This window comes from Micromonospora sp. NPDC047527, from assembly GCF_040643015.1.
GTDB lineage: Bacteria > Actinomycetota > Actinomycetes > Mycobacteriales > Micromonosporaceae > Micromonospora.
The window spans coordinates 19,769-38,510 of record NZ_JBEYTK010000005.1 but is presented as its reverse complement, the minus strand read 5'-3'; the positions used below and the strand labels follow the sequence as shown (position 1 = coordinate 38,510).

Genomic DNA, 18,742 nt, shown 5'->3' with positions numbered 1-18,742 from the left:
GTTGAGCGGTGAATCGACGGAGACGGCGTCGTCCACACCGGACGTCGACCTGCGGCCTCTCGCTGACCGCTCCGTCGCGCTGATCCACGAGTGGTTCGGTGCCACCGGTGGCTCCGAGCAGGTTTTCCTCAAGATGGCCGAGATCGTGCCGCACGCCGACCGTTTCGTCCTCTGGAAGGACCACGACGCGACGGTCGACCAGGAGATCTACGAATCCTGGCTGGCGAAGACCCCGCTGCGGCACAGCAAGGCCCTCGCGCTGCCGCTCATGCCACTCACCTGGCGAACGTTGACCCGCAAGAAGTACGACGTCGTTCTCTCGTCCAGCCACGCCTTCGCGCACACCGCGAAGATCGGCGATCCGGACCACACCCGCCACCTGAGCTACGTGCACTCGCCCGCGCGCTACGTCTGGAGCCCCGACCTGGACCAGCGGGGCGCCAGCGCCGCGCTCGCGCCGGTGCGTGCGGTCCTCCAAGCCGGCGACAAGCGGCTGAGCAGACATGTCCACGGCTACGCGGCGAACTCGCTGGAGGTGCGGGCCCGCATCCGCCGCTACTGGGGTCGTGACGCCAGGGTGATCAACCCGCCGGTGGAGGTGGACTACTTCGCCGCGGCCCCACCGGCGGTCCGCGACCAGGAACGCCGCTACCTGCTCGGCGTCGGCCGCTGGATTCCGTACAAGAACTTCGACCTGATGATCGAGATCGCCGCGGCGGCCCGGCTGCCGCTGGTGCTCGCCGGCAGCGGCCCGGAGGAGGAGAACCTGCGCCGGCTCGCCGCCCGCGTCGACGTGCCTGTCGAGTTCGAGGTCAGACCGACCACCGAGCGGCTCCGCGAGCTGTACTGGGGTGCGTCCGCGTTGCTGTACCCGGCGCTGGAGGACTTCGGCATGATCCCGGTGGAGGCACAGGCGTGTGGCACACCGGTGGTGGGCTGGGCGCGTGGCGGGCTGCTCGAGACGGTGGTGACCGGCGAGACCGGCTTCCTCCTCGACTCCACCGACCCGAGCGCGTACGTGGACCCGATCCGTCGGGCGTCACAGCTGTCCGCGCAGGCGGCGGTGACCAACGCCCAACGGTTCACACCGCGGGCCTTTCAGGCGAACATGGCTCGGTGGCTGGCCGAGCAGGGACGGTGAGCGAGGGATGACGTCATGGTGACGATGCCCGTGCCGGAGCACGCGCGAGCGGGCGGGGCATCCGTGGCCAACGTGCTGATGTTGGGCACCGCCGAGTGGGACTCTCCGATCGCGACCAACCAGCACTACGTGGCGCGGGAGCTCGCCCAGACGGCGAACGTGACGTTCGTCGAGTCGCTGGGTCTGCGCCGACCCACGCTCCGGCGCGACGACGTCGTCCGGATGGCGTCCCGGGTCCGTCGGGCCGTGGGCGACCGGCAGACCCCGGCGCAGCGGCCCCGGCCGGCGGGGGCGCGGATCGTGTCGCCGCTCGTGCTGCCGGTGCACCGTACGCCCACCTACCCGGTCAACCGTGCCCTGCTCCGGCGCGCCACCGGCGACTGGCTCAACAGCGCACGCCCACGGGTGCTCTGGACGTTCACACCCGTCACCTACGGCCTGGAACAATCCGCGGACCTCGTCATCTACCACTGCGTCGACCTGCTGGCGACCTTTCCCGGCGTGGACGCCGTCGCGGTGGGCCGCGGTGAACGGTCACTGTCGTCGCGCACCGCCGTCGCCATCGCCACCAGCACGGCGGTGCGGGACCACCTCGCCGCCACCGGCTTCCCCCGCGTCGAACTCCTGCCCAACGTCGCGGACGTGTCGGTCTTCACGGCGGCGAGCAGGCCGGCAGGGGAGCGCCGTCCCAACGTCCTCTTCTCCGGCAACCTCACCCCGCACAAACTCGACCTGCCGCTGCTCGAATCGATCGCCCGCGCCGTACGCGGCCGCGGCGAGTTGCTTCTGGCGGGTCCGCTCGCCGCCGGCGGGGGCAGTTTCGACGCGCAGTTGCGGCAGTTGGAGGACCTCGGCGCCCGCCACCTCGGCGTCCTCACCCCCGACCAACTCGCCGAGGCGGCCGGCACCTGCGCCGTGGGGGTCATCCCGTACGCGATAAACGACTACACCCGTGGGGTCAGCCCGCTCAAGTGCTTCGAGTACCTGTCGTCCGGGCTGGCCGTGCTGAGCAGCCCTCTGCCGGCGGTCGCCGAGCTCGCGCGCACCAACCCGCACGTGACCGTGGCGGAGGCGGGCGACCTGCCCGCCCACCTGCCCGACCTGCTGCAACCGGTCGACGACGCGGTCGTGCGCGCCCGGATGGCGAGCGCGGCGGAGCACGGCTGGGAGGGGCGCGGCGCGCTACTGCGCGACCTGTTGGTGACCGAGTTGGCCGACGGGCGGTAACGGGGCCATGACAATCGCCGATCGTGAGCCACACCGGGGTTCCGCCTGCCGCCGGGCGGTCGCGGCGTGACACGCGTGCTGGTCGTCACCGTCGAACCGCCCTGGCCGGCGCAACACGGTGGCCGGATCCGTACCGCCCGGGTCGCCGAGGCGCTGGGGCGTGACGCCGAGGTGCTGGTCGCCTTCCCCGATCACGGCGATCGACAGCCGGATGCCCCGGTGGCGACCCGTGCGCTGCCCTGGTCGCCGCCGTCGGCCATGCGTACCCGGGCATCGGGCCGACCCCACCTGGGCGGGCATTACATGGTGCCGGTCGCCGACTCCCTCAGGGCGCTGTGCGACGAGTTCCGGCCCGACGCCGTGTACTGGTCGCACTCCTACCTGGCCGCCTGGGCGCCCCCCACGTCACGACAGGTGCCGCAGGTCGTCGAGTTCGCCAACATCGAGAGCCGACGCCTCGCGACGTTGGTGACGTCGGCCCACGGGTGGCAGCGAATGGCCCGCCGCGCCGAGGCCGCCAAGGCCGCCCTCTGGGAACCCCGGGTGGCCGCCCGCGCGGCCCTCTGCGTCGCGCTCTCCGAGCCGGATCGGGACGTGCTGCGCGGATGGGCCAGCGACGTCGTCATCGCGCCGAACGGCGTGGACATCTGGCCGTACCAGCCCTCGCCACCCGACGGGTACGTTCTCGCGCTGGCGTCCTACGACTACGAACCCAACGTGCGGGCGCTGCGCGCGTTCGTGCGCGACACCTGGCCACTCGTGCGCGCGGACATTCCCTCGGCCCGCCTGACGGTGGCGGGCCGCCGGAGCGAGAGCCTGGCACCGGAGTTCGCCGACGTACCCGGGGTGACGGTCCTCGGCACGCTCGACGACGTGGCCGCGGCCTACGCCGGTGCCGCGCTGACCGTCGCTCCCGCCACCACCGGCGGAGGCGCGCAGCTCAAGCTGACCGAGTCGATGTCGAGGGGGCGTTGCGTCGTCATGAGCTCGTTCGCGGCGCGGGGCCTCCCGGCCGCCGTACGCGACGCCGACGCCCACCGGGTGGCCGACGACCCGCGCTCCTTCGCCGCTGCGGTCGTCGACACCGTGCGGGGTCCGTCCGAGCGGCACGTGCGGGAGTTGGCAGGCTGGCAGCGGTGCGCGGCGCTCGGCTGGCCCGAAGCGGTCCGCGAGCTGGTCGACGCCACCTCGGCGCTCGCCGGCCGGACGGCGGCATCGTGATCCGCCGCGTCCACATGATCGAGTCAGGTGGTCGGGGTGGCGTCTTCAACCACGCCGTCGAGGTCGCCGCCGGCCTGGGGGAGCTCGGCGTCGACGTGGTCGTGCACACCGCCGACGACTGCGACGCCGCACCGCCCTCGGTGCGCCTCTGTCGATGCGTCACCTGGCACCGCGCCTCGACCAACCGCCGCGTCCGACAGGCCCGCACGTCGTCGCGCTACCTGCTTCGTACGCTGCCGCACCTGCACCGGGTGATCGGTCCACAGGACGTCGTGCACATCCAGGGCCTGTTCGCGCTCACGCCGGAACTCATCTCGATTGCCCGCCTGCGCCACGCGACAGTCGTCGCCAGCCCGCACAACACCTTCGTCCGGTCGAACGCCCCGGGTGGCGGCCGGGCGCTACGGAGCGCCCTTCGCGACGCCGACCGGGTGTTGGTCTACTCGGACGCCGACCGGCGCGACCTCCACGACCGGGGGGTGGCGAACGTCGACCGGGTGCCCCTGGCCCAGTGGGCTCCGCCCGCGCAACCGGAACTGGTCGAACGGTGGCGCACCGCGCTGAGTCCGACCGGCGCCCGGCTCGCCCTGCTGCCGGGTCAGGTCCGGGCAGACAAGAATCCCGAGCTGTTCGTCCGCGCCGTCGCGCAGTTGCCCGGCTGGCGGGGCGCCGTGGTCGGTGAGGACCTCGGGCCGGGGCAGCAGGTAGACAGCCTGATCGAGCAGACTGGGGCGGCCGTGACGACCGCGTACCGCTACCTGGACGTGGACGAGTTCACGGCACTGGTCGCGGCCGCCGATGTCGTCGTCGCGCCGTACGCCGTCGCCAGCCAGTCCGGCGTTCTCGCCGTCGCGGCCCGGCTGGGCGTGCCGACCGCGGTGGCGCCCTGCGGTGGTCTGGGTGAACTCGCCACCGTCGTCGCCCGGGACACCAGCGTCGAGGCTGTCCGGGACGCCATCGCGCTCGCGGGCGAACGCGGCGCGACGCCGGTCGACACGGCGGACGCGGCCGGGCAGTTCCTTGCCGCGTACACCACTGCCGCGCAGAGCCGGACCACCGGCCGGGCCGGCGTCCGCTGAGGGAAGGACCGCATTGGCCCCCATGATCGTCACGATGGTCTCCGTCTCCGACACCGCCGGTGGTGCCGAGGCGCACACCGTCGCGCTCGGTCGAGGGCTGCGGGACCGCGGCCATGACGTCGCCCTGTACGGCCGGTGCCCGGGCTGGGAGGAGCACGGCCTCAGCCGCAGCGACATCGGCCTCGGCCCGAAGTGGTCCCGCAGGACGATGGCGGCCGGGCTGCTGAGGGTGCCCATCGAGCGGCACCGGATCCAGGCCGTCACCGACTCGTCGATCTACTACCTGCAGTTCAAGCGGGAACAGATCGCGCTTACCGCGCCACTGTCCCGCCGGGCACCGGTCGTGTGGACCGAACACGGCCGGTGGATGGGAGGCCCGGTCGGCCGCCTGCTTCTCGCCGGCTACGCCCGTGCCGCCGAGCACGTCTCACGCGTGGTCTGCGTCAGCGAGGCGGTGGCCGACGACCTGGAACCCGTCGTCGGCCGGGACAAGCTGGTGGTGGTGCCCAACGCGATCGACACCCACCGCTACGTTGCGCCACCGGCCGCGACCCGGGCGGCCCTGCGCCAGGAGTTGCTCCCGAGCCGCTTCCGCGATCGCCGGGTCGCCGTGCTCGCGGCGCGGCTGCACGCCGCGAAGCGGCACGACCGGGCCATCGCGGCGGCGCTGGCCAGCGGCAGCGCCCTGGTCGTCGTCGGTGACGGCCCGGACCGCGAGCGGCTGGAGCGGCTCGGCGCCGGCACCGACGACGTGCACTTCACCGGCCACCGCGACGACGTGCCCGACCTGCTCGCGGCCAGCGACTTCTACATCTACTGCGGCGCGGAGACCGACGGCACGCCGACCTGCGTCCTGGAAGCCGCCGCCTGCGGACTGCCGATCGTGGCGTTCCACGACGATCCCGGCACCGAACTGGTTCCGCACTGCGGGGGCCTCGTCATCGACAGCCCGTCCGAGCTGACGGCCGAGGCGGTGTCGGCGATGCTGGAACGACGCGGCGTCGGCGTCGCCTACGTCGAGCAGCGGCACGGCCGGGAGAGCTGGCTCGACGCGTACGAACGCACCTTCGGGGAGTGCCTGCGATGACCTCACCGGGACCGACGGCGACCGAGCCCACCGACCGGGATGCCGGCCCGGCGGACGCCGCGCCGGGCATCCCCGCCGACGCCACGCGATCGGTACGCGGGCTCAGCACCGCAACCGCCGTCTCCCTCGGCCTCCGGCTGCTGGGCATGGTCGTGGGCATGGCCACCACCTCCGTGCTCGCCCGGTACCTGAACCCCAGCGGCTACGGCGTTTTCGCCCTCGCACTCACCCTCGGCACGGCGGCGGCGCAGGTCGCCGACATGGGCACCACGATCACCGTGAGTTCCCGGATCGCGCGCGAGAGGGTGGCGGCCGGCCGCATCCTGACGACCGGCCTGCTCATCCGTACGTCGGTGGCGCTGCTGGCGACCGTGGGCCTGCTCCTCGCCGCCAGCGGCGGGCTCTTCGGAGACTCCAGCGCGGTCGTCAGTGTGGTCGCCATCGCGACACCGCTGTCCGCGGCGTCCATCCTCACCGCGGGAGCCACCGCCCGGTTCCGTCCCGAGGTGTCGGCCGTGCTCGCTCTCGTCCAGGGCGTGCTCTGGCTGGTGGCGGTCGTCTTCATCGCTCGGACCGGCGGCGACGTCGTCCTGCTGGCCTGGTTCTTCGTCGCCGTCGTGGCGGTGCAGACCTGCATCGGCGTCGCCATCAACCGGAGGTTGGTGCCACTGGGCCGGCCGTCCTGGGCCGAGGCGGGCCGGATCTTCGCGCTCAGCTGGCCGCTCGCCATCAGTTCGCTCGCGGTGATGGCCTACTACCGCCTGGGTTCGGTGATCCTGTTCCATCTCCAGGGCGCCGCCGAGCTGGGCTACTACTCGGCCGCCTACAAGTTCCTCGACGTCGCCCAGCTCGGGCCGGCCATGCTGGTGGCCCCGCTGCTGCCGATCGTGGCGACGAGCCTGACCATGAACGCACACCGTCGGAACCTCATCTTCAGCCTGGCGACCCGCACCGGCACCGTCATCGGTGTGGGTACGGCGGTGCTGTTGATCGCGCTGGCCCCGGCCCTCGTCGCGTACCTCTACGGCGACGACTTCGGCCCCGCGGTCACACCCCTGCTCCTGCTGGCGGTGGCTTTCGTCGGCGTCACCCTGGGGTACGTCGGCACGACGATCTGTTCCGCACTGGGCCTGGTGCGGCCGATCGCGGTGCTGACGGTCTCGGTGGCGGTGGTCAACCTCGGGGCGCAGTTCTGGGCCTGCGCCAGGTGGGGAGCCACGGGTGCGGCAGGCGTCGCGGCGGCGACGGAACTCGTCATCGGCGCCGCCACCTGCCTGCTGGCCGCCCGGGCGATGACCTCGCGTCTGCCCGTACGCGAGATGGCCAGCGTCCTCGCGGTCGGCGCCGTCGCCATTCTGGCGCTGTGGCTGGTCCGTCTTCCGTGGCAGGTCGAGGGAGCGCTGGCCGCCGGCCTGTTCGGGGTGGCCGTGCTGGCCACGCGGGCGATCACCGTGGCGGACCTCAGGCGGGTGCTGTCCCGCAAGGCCCTCTGAGCACACTGCCGGCCCGGCGGTCGCGCCTCAGTAGGTCGCGCCGGTCCGAAGGTGTTGCCAGGTCAGACCTGTGCACTCGACCGGTCCGATTCCGCAGGACAGTCGGGCGTTCGTGTTCGTCGCCCGGCTGCCGTCCGCCCGGACGAGCTCGCTGACGTCGGCGGCCAGTTCCAGCGCGTACGAGACCAGCGATCCTCCGGCGGACACCGCGACCCCCCGGGAGTCGCTTGCCGAGCGCAGCCCGTCGCCACGGACCACCGCCGCACCCGACCGGCGCACCCGTGCCACGCCGCCGGTCGTGTCGTCGATTGTCACGTCCGACACCACGAGCTCGGTCCTGGTGTTGAGGTCGACCAGCCAGGCCGTCCCCACCGTCCGAGTCTGGCTGACGGCCAGCCGGGGCAGGACGTGCGTGGCCGCCGGGGCGGTGACCAGGGCGCCGCCCCGGCCAGCGACCCGCACGTCGGAGAGGTTCGCCCGCCGTATCGCTGCGTGCGTCGCCCACGCGGGCAACTCGACCAGGTAACTGTCGCCGCTCGTGGCCAGGCTGACCGACCGAACGGTCAGGTCGTCCACCACCCCCGCGATCTGGGTGACGGCGGTGCCCGCGGACGTGCCCGCGACGGTGACCCCGTCGACCAGCAGGCGGCCGATCGTCACCGTCCGGGCCACGGCGAGCAGAGGCGCGGCATCGAGTTGCTCAACGTCGACATCCTCCACGGTGAGAGCGTCGAGGACCGCCGCCCGAAGGGGTGTCACCCGCACCAACGGCTCGTTCCCGCGAGGCCCCCGAGCCCGCAACTCGCGAAGGTGCACGTGCCCCACGAAGGAGCCGTTGATGTGCACCATGCCGCCCCGGCTGGGCAGGGTGGTGGCGGAGACCTGCTCCACGACCAACTCGTCGACCCGGCCGCCGGTGGTGCGCCAGTCGGCGGTGTCGTCACCGATCCAGACGACGTTGTTGCCGGCGATGCCCGTGACGCCCCGGACGGTCGTGCGCAAGGCGGCGGTCTCCGGCGACCCACCGAGCACCTTGACCAGGGCCGCGAGGGAGGCCGCGCTGACGTTCTCGATGACGGTGTCGGTCACCGGCCCGAACACGTCGTCGTACGCCTGCCAGTCGCGGGGGGTGATGGCGACGGTGTCGTCACCCGTCGAACCGTGGATCCCGGAGATCCGGGTCCGCGTCGCCGGCCCCTGAAGGTGTACGCCGTCGGAGTGCACCGCGAACCTGATCTCGGTGACCGAGGTGTCGACGACGTCGCCCAGGGAGATGGCGTACTTGTCGCTCGCGGTCCGCACCGTCAGCCCCTTGAGGGTCAGGCCGTCGACCCGTCGCCAGCGCAGGGTGTGCAGGTCGGGGCCGGTGCCACCGACCCCACCCGCGCGCACCCAGGTGCCGCCGATGACGGTGATGTCCCGGTCCCGGCCACCTCCGGCGACCGCCGTGTTGGTGAGCAGGTTGCAGGCGCTGCCGGTCGCCAGGGTGACCGTGCACCCCGACATGATCAGCGTCGTGCCGCTGGACACCACGAGAGGGGCGCTGACCTGGTAGTGCGCGCCGGGGGAACCGCGTACGACGCCCCCGGACCCTCGGCCGAGGGCGGCATTGAGCGCGCCGGTGTCGTCGCCCCCGGACGGGGGCGGCAGCAGCACGGTGCCCTCCTGGGGTGGGGCGTCACCGGCGAGGACCATGCCGCTGGCGGCGGCGAGAAGGGTGCGGCGGGTGATCATCTGCGGCTCCGGGGGGTGATCCCGGGCGACCATACCGGGTGGCGGCCATCGATTACGCGTACGCCAAGTCAACAGTCCGACCGAAAACGATAAGCATCCTACTGATGTCCGGGCAATTGCTCGACCATCGATCCGGGACCACCCCCGGTCGGGGTTGTCGGGCGCACTTCCGGCGGCACTCGTCATCATCCTTACTGATACTGTGTGCCGCGGCGGCCGTGGGGCCGTGATGCTCGACCCACCACATTGCACGGCCGCGCTGGTCACCGGGCTGCCTGGGCTGTGGTCGTCCCCCGATTATCACGGCAGCCGGCTCGGCGTTGTTGTCAGCAGGGTTCTGTGTCAGCGAAGGCCGGCCGGAGCCCGATCACGGGGCAAAGGCAGCGATGGGTTCCAGAGGAACTGCGACTGATTCCGGCACGGACGACGTGGGCATCGGTCCAGTCGAACAGGTCACCGATCGAGGCGCCGACGGTGACACGCCTCCCGGGTCTCCGCTGACCCGCGTCCTCGACCGGGTGCTCGATCCCCGTCTGCCCGCCGCTGCCGGCGCACGGCGGATCTGGTGGGCGTCCTGGGCGTTCGCCGCGTTGTCGGCGCTGTATGTCGCCTGGACCATGCCGTCCTTCGTCGGCATCGTCCTGGCCATCGCGCTGCCGTTGCTCGTGCATCGGCTTCCCGTGACCGGGATCGTGCTCGTGGCGGTGCTCGCCCAGGAGATCAAACCGAATGGTCGCTTCGGTGAGCTGACCACGCTCGGCTACCAGGCCTTCATCAGCACCGGCAAGGCCCCGATCATCCTGCCCCTCGCGGTGACGGCGGTGCTCGCGGCCGCCGCGCGGTGGTGGCCGCGGGAGCGTCCCCACCTGCGCTCGGTCGGCGCGGCGCTGCTCGGCCCGGCCGTCGGCCTCGTCGTGCTGGCCGTCGTCAGCGGCCTGATCCACGGGCAGTCGCTCTTCTCCGCGGTCAACCAGAACGCGCGGCCCTTCGTCCTGCTGGTGCTGGGCCTCGTCATCGGCATGAGCCTGCGGTGGCTCCGCGACGACCAGCGATCGGTCCGGATGACGGTCTGGGCCGCGCTGACCGGCCTGCTGGTCGCGGCGGCCATCGCCATTCCGCTCGGTGAGACCGCCGACGATCGGCTCAGCGCGTACTTCATCTACTACGACTCGGCGCTGCCGGCGATCGCCGCGGCGGTGTTCATCGGCGTGCTCGGGGACAACCGGTGGCGCTGGGACTGGCGGTACATGACCCTGGCAGCCGCCACGCCACTGCTGATCCTGATCAGTTTCCGCCGCAGCGTGTGGGTCGCGGCGGTGGCCGCACTCGTCGCCGTCGTCGTCTTCACCTGGCAGCGGTGGCGACCGATGATCCGGCAGTTCGGGTTCGCGGTCCTGGTGGCGGCGGTGGTGGTGCTGGCCGCGCCGGGCTTCGCCGGGGATCTCGGCCTTCGCAGCGTGGGCAGCTTCGACCTTGCCCACGGCCAGTCGAGCGCGAGCAGCCAGCCGAGCGCGAACAGCCAGCCGAGCGCGACCGATCGGCCGAGCGCGGCGGGGACACCGAGCCCGACGGCAACCTCGGGCAGCACTGCCCGGCCGAGCGCGACCAACGGGCCGAGCGGCGCGCAGGGCGCCCCGGGCGGAACCAGCAAGCCCACCGCGACCAGCAAGCCGAGCGTGACCCCGCGCCCGGCCGGCGGTGCGAGCGCGAGTGCCAGCCCCAGTGCCAGCCCGAGCCGGTCCACCAGCGCGTCGGTGGCGCCCAGCCGACCGGTGCAGACCCCGCCAGCGCAGGAGAGCGCGATGCACCAGGCGGCCTCCACCAGCGGGCACCTCAACGACCTCCGCCTCGGCTGGGAGTACGTGCGCGCCAACTTCTGGACCGGAATCGGCCCGCTCGCCCCCCAACTCGTCGGGTTGGCTGCCAACAACTCCGAGCGGGTCTACGTCCACAACGAGCTGCTACAGGACTGGCTGCGGTACGGCCCACTGGCGCCGCTGCTCGTCATCCTCTTCCTCGCCGCCGCCGCGCTGGCCGCGCTGAAGGCCATCCGCGACCCCGAAAGCGACGGAATCGTCCGGTCCGCGGCCGCGTTCTGCCTGATCGCGCCGCTGTGTCTGATGACCGCGCCGTTCCTGTCCGAGACGAGTCGATGGCCGCTGCTGCTGGGCATCGCAGCGGGAATCGTGGTCCCGTTCTTCCTCGGTCGAGGCCAGCACGAGAGGCAGCCGAATGAGTGACCAGTCGTCACGGGCGCTACGACTCGCCCTGTGGGCCCAGCGCCAGGCCCACGTCGTGCCGGCACCGCTGCGCCGACTGGGCGGACGTACCCTCCGACGGTTAGCGAACCCGGGTGAGCGGACGTCGGGCCCCAGCGAGGACTGGTCGGTGCCCCTCGTACCCGGCAGGGGTGTGGGCGACCTGGAGGCACTCCGGCCGGTGGTGGCCGACCCGCGTCCGTCGACCCCACCCGCTGCCGTCGACGTCACCGGATCCCGGCCGGTGCGGTGCGCCATCGCCACGGGGGTGCTCGATGTCGGCGGTGCCGAGGAGGTCGCCGCGTTCCTCGCCAGGCGGCTCCCGGCCCACCGTTTCGAGACCGCGGTCATCCACACCGGTACGCGCCTGCCCGGCCAGGAGGGTGCCGGTGGCCGGCTCGCCCGCGCGCTCGCCGACGAGGGGGTCCCGACCCACCTCGTGACACCGGACGACGCCGTCGCCTGGCTGCGCTCCTGGCGGCCCGATGTGATCAGCGGGCACAACGCTGACGACTGGTTGCTCGACGCGGCCACCGAGGTCGGCGTCCCGTGGGTGGAGACGCTGCACGACATGCACCGCTTCTACCACCCCGACTCCTGGGTGCCAGAGGGCCGGCGGGCGCAGGGGATCGCCGCGCAGGTCGCGGTGAGTGACCTCGTCCGGCAGCAGTATCTCGTGCGCAACCCCGGCTATCCCGGCGATCGGCTGGTCACCGTGCCGAACGGCGTCGACGCTTCGCGCGTCCGGCGCGTGGACCGCGCGAGTGCCCGCGCCGCGCTGGGGCTGACCGACGAGTTCCTCTTCGTCTCGCTCGCGCGGTACTGCCTGCAGAAGAACACGTTCGGCCTGGTGACGGCCTTTTCCGACGTGGCCGCCGCGCACCCGGACGCCCACCTGCTGGTGGCGGGTCGAGCCAACGACGACCTGCTCTACTACGAGCAGACCCGGCAGGCGGCCGCATCGCTGCCCGGCGCCGACCGCATCCACCTTCGGGGGCACTGCGCCAACCCGTTGGCCCTGCTGGCGGCGGCGGACGCGTTCGTCCTCGACTCCTTCTTCGAAGGGTGGTCGTTGGCGTCGATGGAAGCGCTGGCGGCCGGCGTGCCGGTCGTGCTCACCGACGTCGGTGGTGCCCGTGAGCAGTTGGCGAACGGCCGGCGAGGTCACCTGGTCAGCAACCCGGCCGGCGACGCCGAGTTGGTCGACTGGCAGGTGATCAACGACCTTCGGTACCGCCCACAGGGCAATCGTTCCGACCTGGTCGAGGCGATGTCGTCGATGGTCCGCGAACGCGCGGCGTGGGCGGCCAGCCGCGAGCGCCTCCGCGAAGAGGCGCTCGGGCTGTTCTCCCCGGACGGGTCACTGGCCGGGCACGCACGGGTGCTACGTGCCGTGGCGCTCGGAAACCCCCTGCTCGCCGACGGCCGGCGCGGCACCGACGGCTGAACCCACCGACGTCCTGCACCGGACGGTGATGGTCACCGACCACCACCGCGCAGAACCTCCGCGATCGTACGCAGCACGACCTTGATGTCGAGCCAGAGCGACCAGTTCTCGATGTAGTAGTTGTCGAACCTCGCCCGGTCCGAGATCGGGGTGTCGCCGCGCAGGCCACTGACCTGAGCGAGCCCGGTGAGCCCGACGGGAACCCGGTGCCGCATCGCGTAGGTGGGGTACTCGACCGAGAACTTCTCCACGAAGTGCGGGCGTTCCGGACGAGGGCCGACCACACTCATCTCGCCGCGCAGGATGTTCCAGAGCTGCGGCAGTTCGTCCAGTGACGTCCGGCGCATGAAACGGCCGACCGGGCCCACTCGCTTGTCGTGGGCGATGGACCAGTTCGTCTCCGACTCACGCTCGTCGGCGGGCCCCATCGAACGGAACTTGATGACCTTGAATGGCTTGCCGTGCCGGCCGATCCGCTCCTGGTAGAAGAAGATGCCCCGCCCGCCGTCCAGGAACGTCGCCAGGGCGCAGAGCAGAAGCAGCGGGCTCAGCACGATCAACGCCACCGCGGCGAAGAGCACGTCCGAAGCCCGCTTGATGGCCCAGCGCGGGCCGGAAAGCCTGGTGTCACCGATCTTGACGATCGGTATCGCTCCGATGTGGTCGGGGTATCCGCCCAGTGACCGGGAACCCCACAGGCGCGGCACCGCCCACAGGTCCGAACGCGAATTGACGGACTGCAGCAGGATCTCCATCAGGGCGGACTCTGAACAATCCGGGTCGGCGATGATCAGGACGTCGCATTCCAGCATGTCGGTGAGCTTTTCGAGGTCGGCGAGAGTGCCGATCAACGGAACCCCACCGACACCCTCGTCGCGCGAGATGTCGACGCAACCGACAAAGCGCAGGCCGTACTGTGGGTAGCGGCGCAACAGCCGGGCGAGTTCCAGGCCGACCGGGCCGCTGCCGATGATGATCGTGTTGTGCTCCACCCACCGGCGCTTGCGGGCGGTGATGGTGAGCGCCCTGCTGAACGCCCGGCCGACGATCACCAGGCCGGCGGAGAGCGCGACACCTCGCATGAACCCGCCCACGTAGTGCACCGAGTCGTGGCGTTCCGCCGCGATGATGGCGACCACCGCGGCGGACGCCAGCAACCGCCCGCAGATGCTGGGCAGTTCGTCGAGGATGCCGACGTGCCGGCGGGCACGGTAGAGCCCTCCGTTCGCGAAGATGGCCACCGTGAGCGCCGCGTTGGCCAGCGTCCCACGCCAGTAGTTCTGGCTGACCAACAGAGGCACGAGCAGCCCGACGACGTCGATGGGCGCCGTGAGCATCCAGGCGCGGAGCTGACGCGTACGCTTCGAGGCCCGAGAGCCGGCGTACGGCAGAACGGTGGTCGTGTCCAGGCCGGCGCGGGCTGTCGTCGCAGCCCTCCTCGGCTCGGGGATCGCCGCAGTTGCCCTCTCGTCGCCGTCCGCGTCGTGCTGTGCCATCGCCGACGGCGCTGCCGCGCCGACCTCCGTCCGTTTCGTATCCGGATAACTCATGACCGGTTGGCTCGACATGGTGGTCCTCCCCCGTGAGCCCTCCGGCGGAATTGACAGCCAGGGGGCGATCGCAGGTTACGGCCGCGTCAGTTGTGCCACCAGAGCCGGCACGGCAATCCTGTCTCCTACTTTGCGGCGGACGCGATGTCGGCAACCGAATCGCGACGGACCGCGTCGAATACGCGCTGTGCCTTGGGCTTGTCCACGAGCACGACGCTTTCCGTGCCGATTCGGCCCGTTCCCTTGGTGGGGCAGGTGTAGAACCCGAGGTTGCCGCCACGGAGATGACGGAGCTCCATCGCGAGGTCCACCAGGGACAGCGAGCGGTCGACCGCGACCGAATTGGCCGTGGCCTTCACGAACGAGTTCAGCTTGCCGGGATTGCTGAGGGTGCCGCCGGACGCCGCCTTGTCCAGAATGGCCTTGATCACTTGCTGTTGGTGCTGGATGCGGGTGAAGTCGCCGTTGGCGAAGGCGTAACGCTCGCGGGCGTAGTCCAGAGCGGCCGCCCCGTCCATCGTCTGCCGCCCCTTGGGGAACTCCCGGCGACCGCCGGGGTTGAGCGAGTGGGTCGAGGTGAAGCCCTGCGCGACGTCGATCTCCACCCCGCCCAGCGCGTCGACGATCTCCTTGAAGCCGGCGAAGTCGACCATCGTCACGTGATCGATGCGGACGTTGGTGAACTCCTCCACCGTCTGGACCATCAGGGGGATGCCACCCCACGCGTACGCGGCGTTGATTTTGGCGTCGGTGCCGCCGCGGCCCTCCTTGGACCGGGGCACGTGCACCCAGGAGTCCCGGGGAATGGAGATCAGCTGAGCGCTCGCCCGATCCTTCGGGAGGTGGGCCAGGATGATGGTGTCCGACCGGGAGCCCGAGGTGTTCTCGGTGTCGCGGGAGTCGCTGCCCAGGATCATGATGTTCATGGCGCCGGCCGCCACGGGCTGGGGGCGCGTGTCCTCGGGAACGCCGTCGAAGGCGTCGACCCGTTCGATGTCGGACGTGATGGAACGGACGTACAGGCCGCTCGCGACCAGGCCGCCGCCAGCGAGCACCGCCAGGACCACGAAGGTGATCAGGGCGATTCGCTTCCACCGGCGCCGGGGCCGGTGCGACCGGGAAGGGGTCTGCTCGCCGCCGTCTGATTGCCCACGGCCGTCGGCCGGCTCCGAGTTCGTCGAGAGGTTGAGTTCTGCGGTCTGATCTGCGCGCGGCATAGCGGCGATGCTACTGATTCAGCTTTCGGCCCGCGTACCCTCGTCCGGCCAGGAACGTACGATGATCGTCGAAGATCTATCGGTGACATTCCCCGCCATCGTTCGCCTGGACCTGGTATGAACGCAGCCGTGGACGCAACGAAGCTCCGACGGGCCATCGCCCGCACGCCCCTCGCCCCGGTCGCCGCATTCCCCAAGCGGCTCGCCCGGGTCGCCCGTCACGACGCCAAGGTGCTGCGCGTCTCGGCCCGGTGGCTGGTCACCTCCCGTGAACATCACAACTACACGTACGAGCTGACCAAGCTCAGCCGCAACCACCTCGCATGGTTCGTCAGCAACGTCTGCGACGTCCCGGTCAAGCAGGTCCGCGGCTACTTCGCCGAAATCGAGTCCGACGACCTGCTGCGGCGCCATATCGAGCAGGCCACCGCCGGGGCCGCCCGCCGTGGCCTCGCCGACAAGCAGGTCCGCTACGCCCGCCGGATCGGCTGGTACGCGATCGTCCGCGCCACCCGCCCCGCGCACGTGGTCGAGACGGGCGTCGACAAGGGACTCGGCACCTGCGTGCTGGCCGCCGCCCTGCTGCGCAACGCGCAGGAGGGCCACCCGGGTCGGGTCACCTCGCTGGACATCAACCCCGAGGCCGGCTACCTGGCCCGCAGCGAGCCCTGGTCCGAGGTCGTCGACCTGGTCATCGGCGACTCGATCGCGTCGATCGGCGCGCTGGCCAGCCCGGTCGACCTGTTCCTGCACGACAGCGACCACAGCCGCGCCCACGAGAAGCGCGAGTTCGACGCGATCGAACCGAAACTCGCCCCCGGCGCGATCCTGCTCACCGACAACGTCACAAGCACCAACGTGCTCGCCGACCACGCCGAGCGCACCGGTCGACGGTTCCTCGCCTACCGGGAGAGCCCCGCCAACCACTGGTACCCCGGCGACGGAATCGGCGTGGCATGGTAGCCGGGTGCGGCTGATCTCGATCCACACGTACCCCGTCAAGGGCTGTCACCGCCTCGACCACGACGGCGCGTTCGTGCAGCCGTGGGGCCTGGCCGGCGACCGGCGTTGGATGGTGGTGGACGCCGACGGCGTCGGCGTCACCCAGCGGGAGACGACCCGCCTGGTCGGTCTGCGCGCCACCGTGCGCCCGGGCGGCCTGACGCTGCGCGCCGACGGGCAGCCCGACCTCGACGTGCCCGAGCCGGCCGGCGGCGACCCGGTCCCGGTGCGTACCTTCCGCAGCCGGAAGGTCCCGGTGTCCGCGCTAACCGCCGGGCCGGCGGCCGACGCCTGGCTCGGCGCGCTGCTCGGCCGGCCGGTCCGGCTCGTCTGGCTGGCCCGGCCGGCCCGGCACCTGGCCGCCGACGAGCGCGACCACGACACCGGCGACCAGGTCAGCTTCGCCGACGCCTACCCGCTGCTGCTGGCGAACGCCGCCTCCCTCGACGCCCTCAACGGGTGGCTCGCCGAGGCCGGCGAGCCAGCCGTGCCGATGGCCCGGTTCCGGCCCAACCTGGTGGTCGACGGGGCGCCGGCCTGGGCCGAGGACGACTGGGCCGGCCGGTCGCTGCGCATCGGCGACCTGCGGTTGCGCGCCGCCGGGCCGTGCGACCGATGCGTGGTCACCACCACCGACCAGGAGACCGGGGTACGCACGAAGGAGCCGCTGCGCACACTCGGCCGCCACCGCAACATCCGGCAGAAGCTCCTCTTCGGACTGCACCTGGTGCCAATCGGCAGCGGCCCCCTGCACGTCGGCGATCCCATCGTCATCGAACCCTGACCGGCCAGGCCTTGCCGTGGTCGCGACGCCGATCGATGATGGTCGAATCTGGAGGTGACGCCATGGTGGCCCTGCATCAGCCCCGGGTGGCATGGGACGCGGCCCGGGTGCTCGTCGGCGCGACGCGCGACGACGACCTGTTCGACTGGCTCAGCGTTCAGGTGGGCGACCTGCTCGGGCCGACCTGTCAGGAGTCGCTGGACCGCACCCGGGAGCAGCTCCGGCACGACCCCGACAGCGCCCGCGCGTCGGTCGAGACAGGGCTGTGGCGGGCCCGCCTGGAGGACATGCTGCGAGCCCGACCAGGGCTGGCGGGCGAGCTGCAGAGCCTGACCACACTGACCGCCGGTCTGCTGCGGGAACGCGCCGGTCACCGTCCGTCGACGCTGTCTTAGCTTTGCCTTAGCGGGCTTGTCCGGCCGTCCACGGTTCCGGCAGCATCGCCGACGTGACGGACGGAAGCGCTCCCGGCGGTGTCGACATCACCGACGTCGACATCGAACTCGACCTGGACCGTGCCCCGGACAACCGGCCCGCGTCCCCGTCCGGCCCGCTGCCCTGGCTGGTCGCCACCGGCGTCACCGTGCTCGCGGCGGCGCTCGGGCTCACCCTGGCCCTGCGCTCCGGCTCCACCCCGGCCTGCGCGGCCGGCCGGACCCTCGCCGCCGCACCGCCCACCGGCACCGCCACGCACAGCGGCAAGGCGACCTTCTACGACTCCAAGGGTGCCGGCGGCAACTGCTCGAACCCGGCCGCCCCGGCCAACCGGCTCTACGTCGCGCTCGGCCCGACCGAGTACGCCGCCGGCGCCGCCTGCGGCGGCTTCCTCGACGTCACCGGCCCCAAGGGCACCGTCCGCGTCCTGATCATGGATCAGTGCCCGGAGTGCGAGCCCGGCCACCTCGACCTGTCCCGGGAGGCCTTCACCCGGATCGCCGACCCCGTCCAGGGTCTCGTGCCGGTCACCTACCGCGCCGTGGTCAACCCGCCGCTGCCCGGCCCACTCACCTTCCGCATCAAGGAGGGCGCGTCGCAGTGGTGGTTCGCCGTCCGGGTCGGCAACCACGGCAACCCGCTGCGCGCCGTCGAGGTGCGGCAGGGCACGAGCGGTCCGTGGCGCGCGACCGCCCGGCAGGACTACAACTACTGGCTGCTGGCCTCCGGCGCCGGTCCCGGCCCGTACAGCGTGCGCGTGAGCGACGTGTACGGGCACCAGGTCACCGTGTCCGGCATCCGGATGACACCTGGCCAGGTGCAGACCAGCGTCGTGCGGATGTACGAGCCCGGCACCGCGCGCGCGACCTCGCGCCCGCCGACGTCGGCCCGCCCGGCCGCCACCCGACCCGCCGGTACGCCGACACCCGCCGGTACGCCGACACCCGCCGGTCGCCCGGCCGAGGTGGCGCAGGCGAACGCGTCGGCCACGCCGCCCGCCGAGACACCGTCCACCCGCCCGACGAGGGCCACCGCCCGCTGGTGTGGCTGACCGGTGGGTCGCCTTG

At 71.9% G+C, this 18,742-nt stretch carries 15 protein-coding genes; 12 read left to right on the top strand and 3 right to left on the bottom strand.

The window, feature by feature from the left end; genetic code table 11:
- The first annotated feature begins 1 nt into the window (after position 1).
- The 6 genes from ABZ808_RS19845 to ABZ808_RS19820 all read left to right on the top strand — a co-directional run bounded on the left by ABZ808_RS19845 (position 2) and on the right by ABZ808_RS19820 (position 7,248).
- Positions 2-1,141 (top strand): glycosyltransferase, encoded by a 1,140-nt coding sequence (locus ABZ808_RS19845; RefSeq protein WP_357008368.1) that lies wholly within the window; start codon positions 2-4, stop codon positions 1,139-1,141.
- Between the two features lie 15 nt (positions 1,142-1,156).
- The gene (locus ABZ808_RS19840) at positions 1,157-2,368 is read left to right on the top strand and encodes a glycosyltransferase (protein WP_357008366.1); all 1,212 of its coding nucleotides are present in this window, start codon (positions 1,157-1,159) and stop codon (positions 2,366-2,368) included.
- 66 nt (positions 2,369-2,434) lie between these two features.
- Positions 2,435-3,589, top strand: coding sequence for a glycosyltransferase (locus ABZ808_RS19835; RefSeq protein WP_357008364.1), 1,155 nt, complete (start codon positions 2,435-2,437; stop codon positions 3,587-3,589).
- Positions 3,586-4,668 carry a glycosyltransferase gene (locus tag ABZ808_RS19830; RefSeq protein ID WP_357008362.1) on the top strand — a complete coding sequence of 361 codons (1,083 nt, stop codon included), beginning with the start codon at positions 3,586-3,588 and terminating at the stop codon, positions 4,666-4,668. Before ABZ808_RS19835 ends, ABZ808_RS19830 begins: the two co-directional genes overlap by 4 nt.
- Positions 4,669-4,702: 34 nt before the next feature.
- A complete protein-coding gene (locus ABZ808_RS19825; protein WP_357008359.1) occupies positions 4,703-5,755 on the top strand; it encodes a glycosyltransferase family 4 protein in 1,053 nt (350 codons plus the stop codon).
- Complete coding sequence (locus ABZ808_RS19820) at positions 5,752-7,248, top strand: flippase (RefSeq protein WP_357008357.1); 1,497 nt, start codon at positions 5,752-5,754, stop codon at positions 7,246-7,248. Before ABZ808_RS19825 ends, ABZ808_RS19820 begins: the two co-directional genes overlap by 4 nt.
- Positions 7,249-7,275: 27 nt before the next feature.
- Here ABZ808_RS19820 and ABZ808_RS19815 read toward each other — a convergent pair whose 3' ends face one another.
- A complete protein-coding gene (locus ABZ808_RS19815) occupies positions 7,276-8,982 on the bottom strand; it encodes a hypothetical protein (RefSeq protein WP_357008355.1) in 1,707 nt (568 codons plus the stop codon).
- 518 nt (positions 8,983-9,500) lie between these two features.
- Here ABZ808_RS19815 and ABZ808_RS19810 point away from each other — a divergent pair.
- Together ABZ808_RS19810 and ABZ808_RS19805 are read left to right on the top strand one after the other, a co-directional pair.
- Positions 9,501-11,222: a hypothetical protein gene (locus ABZ808_RS19810; protein WP_357008353.1), complete on the top strand. Its 1,722-nt coding sequence runs from the start codon at positions 9,501-9,503 to the stop codon at positions 11,220-11,222.
- Between the two features lie 148 nt (positions 11,223-11,370).
- Entirely contained in the window at positions 11,371-12,687 is a 1,317-nt protein-coding gene (locus ABZ808_RS19805) for a glycosyltransferase (protein ID WP_357008350.1), read from the top strand.
- 32 nt (positions 12,688-12,719) lie between these two features.
- Here the strand turns inward: ABZ808_RS19805 and ABZ808_RS19800 are convergent, their stop codons facing one another.
- Positions 12,720-14,237, bottom strand: coding sequence for a sugar transferase (locus ABZ808_RS19800; RefSeq protein WP_357008348.1), 1,518 nt, complete (start codon positions 14,235-14,237; stop codon positions 12,720-12,722).
- Positions 14,238-14,362: 125 nt separating this feature from the next.
- Positions 14,363-15,454, bottom strand: a complete 1,092-nt coding sequence (locus ABZ808_RS19795; RefSeq protein WP_357008345.1) for an LCP family protein — start codon at positions 15,452-15,454, stop codon at positions 14,363-14,365.
- Positions 15,455-15,583: 129 nt separating this feature from the next.
- Here ABZ808_RS19795 and ABZ808_RS19790 point away from each other — a divergent pair, with 129 nt between their 5' ends.
- The 4 genes from ABZ808_RS19790 to ABZ808_RS19775 all read left to right on the top strand — a co-directional run bounded on the left by ABZ808_RS19790 (position 15,584) and on the right by ABZ808_RS19775 (position 18,726).
- Positions 15,584-16,417 (top strand): class I SAM-dependent methyltransferase, encoded by an 834-nt coding sequence (locus ABZ808_RS19790; RefSeq protein WP_357008342.1) that lies wholly within the window; start codon positions 15,584-15,586, stop codon positions 16,415-16,417.
- Between the two features lie 4 nt (positions 16,418-16,421).
- Positions 16,422-17,240: an MOSC N-terminal beta barrel domain-containing protein gene (locus ABZ808_RS19785; RefSeq protein ID WP_357008340.1), complete on the top strand. Its 819-nt coding sequence runs from the start codon at positions 16,422-16,424 to the stop codon at positions 17,238-17,240.
- Positions 17,241-17,302: 62 nt separating this feature from the next.
- Entirely contained in the window at positions 17,303-17,635 is a 333-nt protein-coding gene (locus ABZ808_RS19780; RefSeq protein ID WP_357008337.1) for a hypothetical protein, read from the top strand.
- 53 nt (positions 17,636-17,688) lie between these two features.
- Complete coding sequence (locus ABZ808_RS19775) at positions 17,689-18,726, top strand: expansin EXLX1 family cellulose-binding protein (RefSeq protein ID WP_357008334.1); 1,038 nt, start codon at positions 17,689-17,691, stop codon at positions 18,724-18,726.
- Positions 18,727-18,742 lie beyond the last annotated feature (16 nt).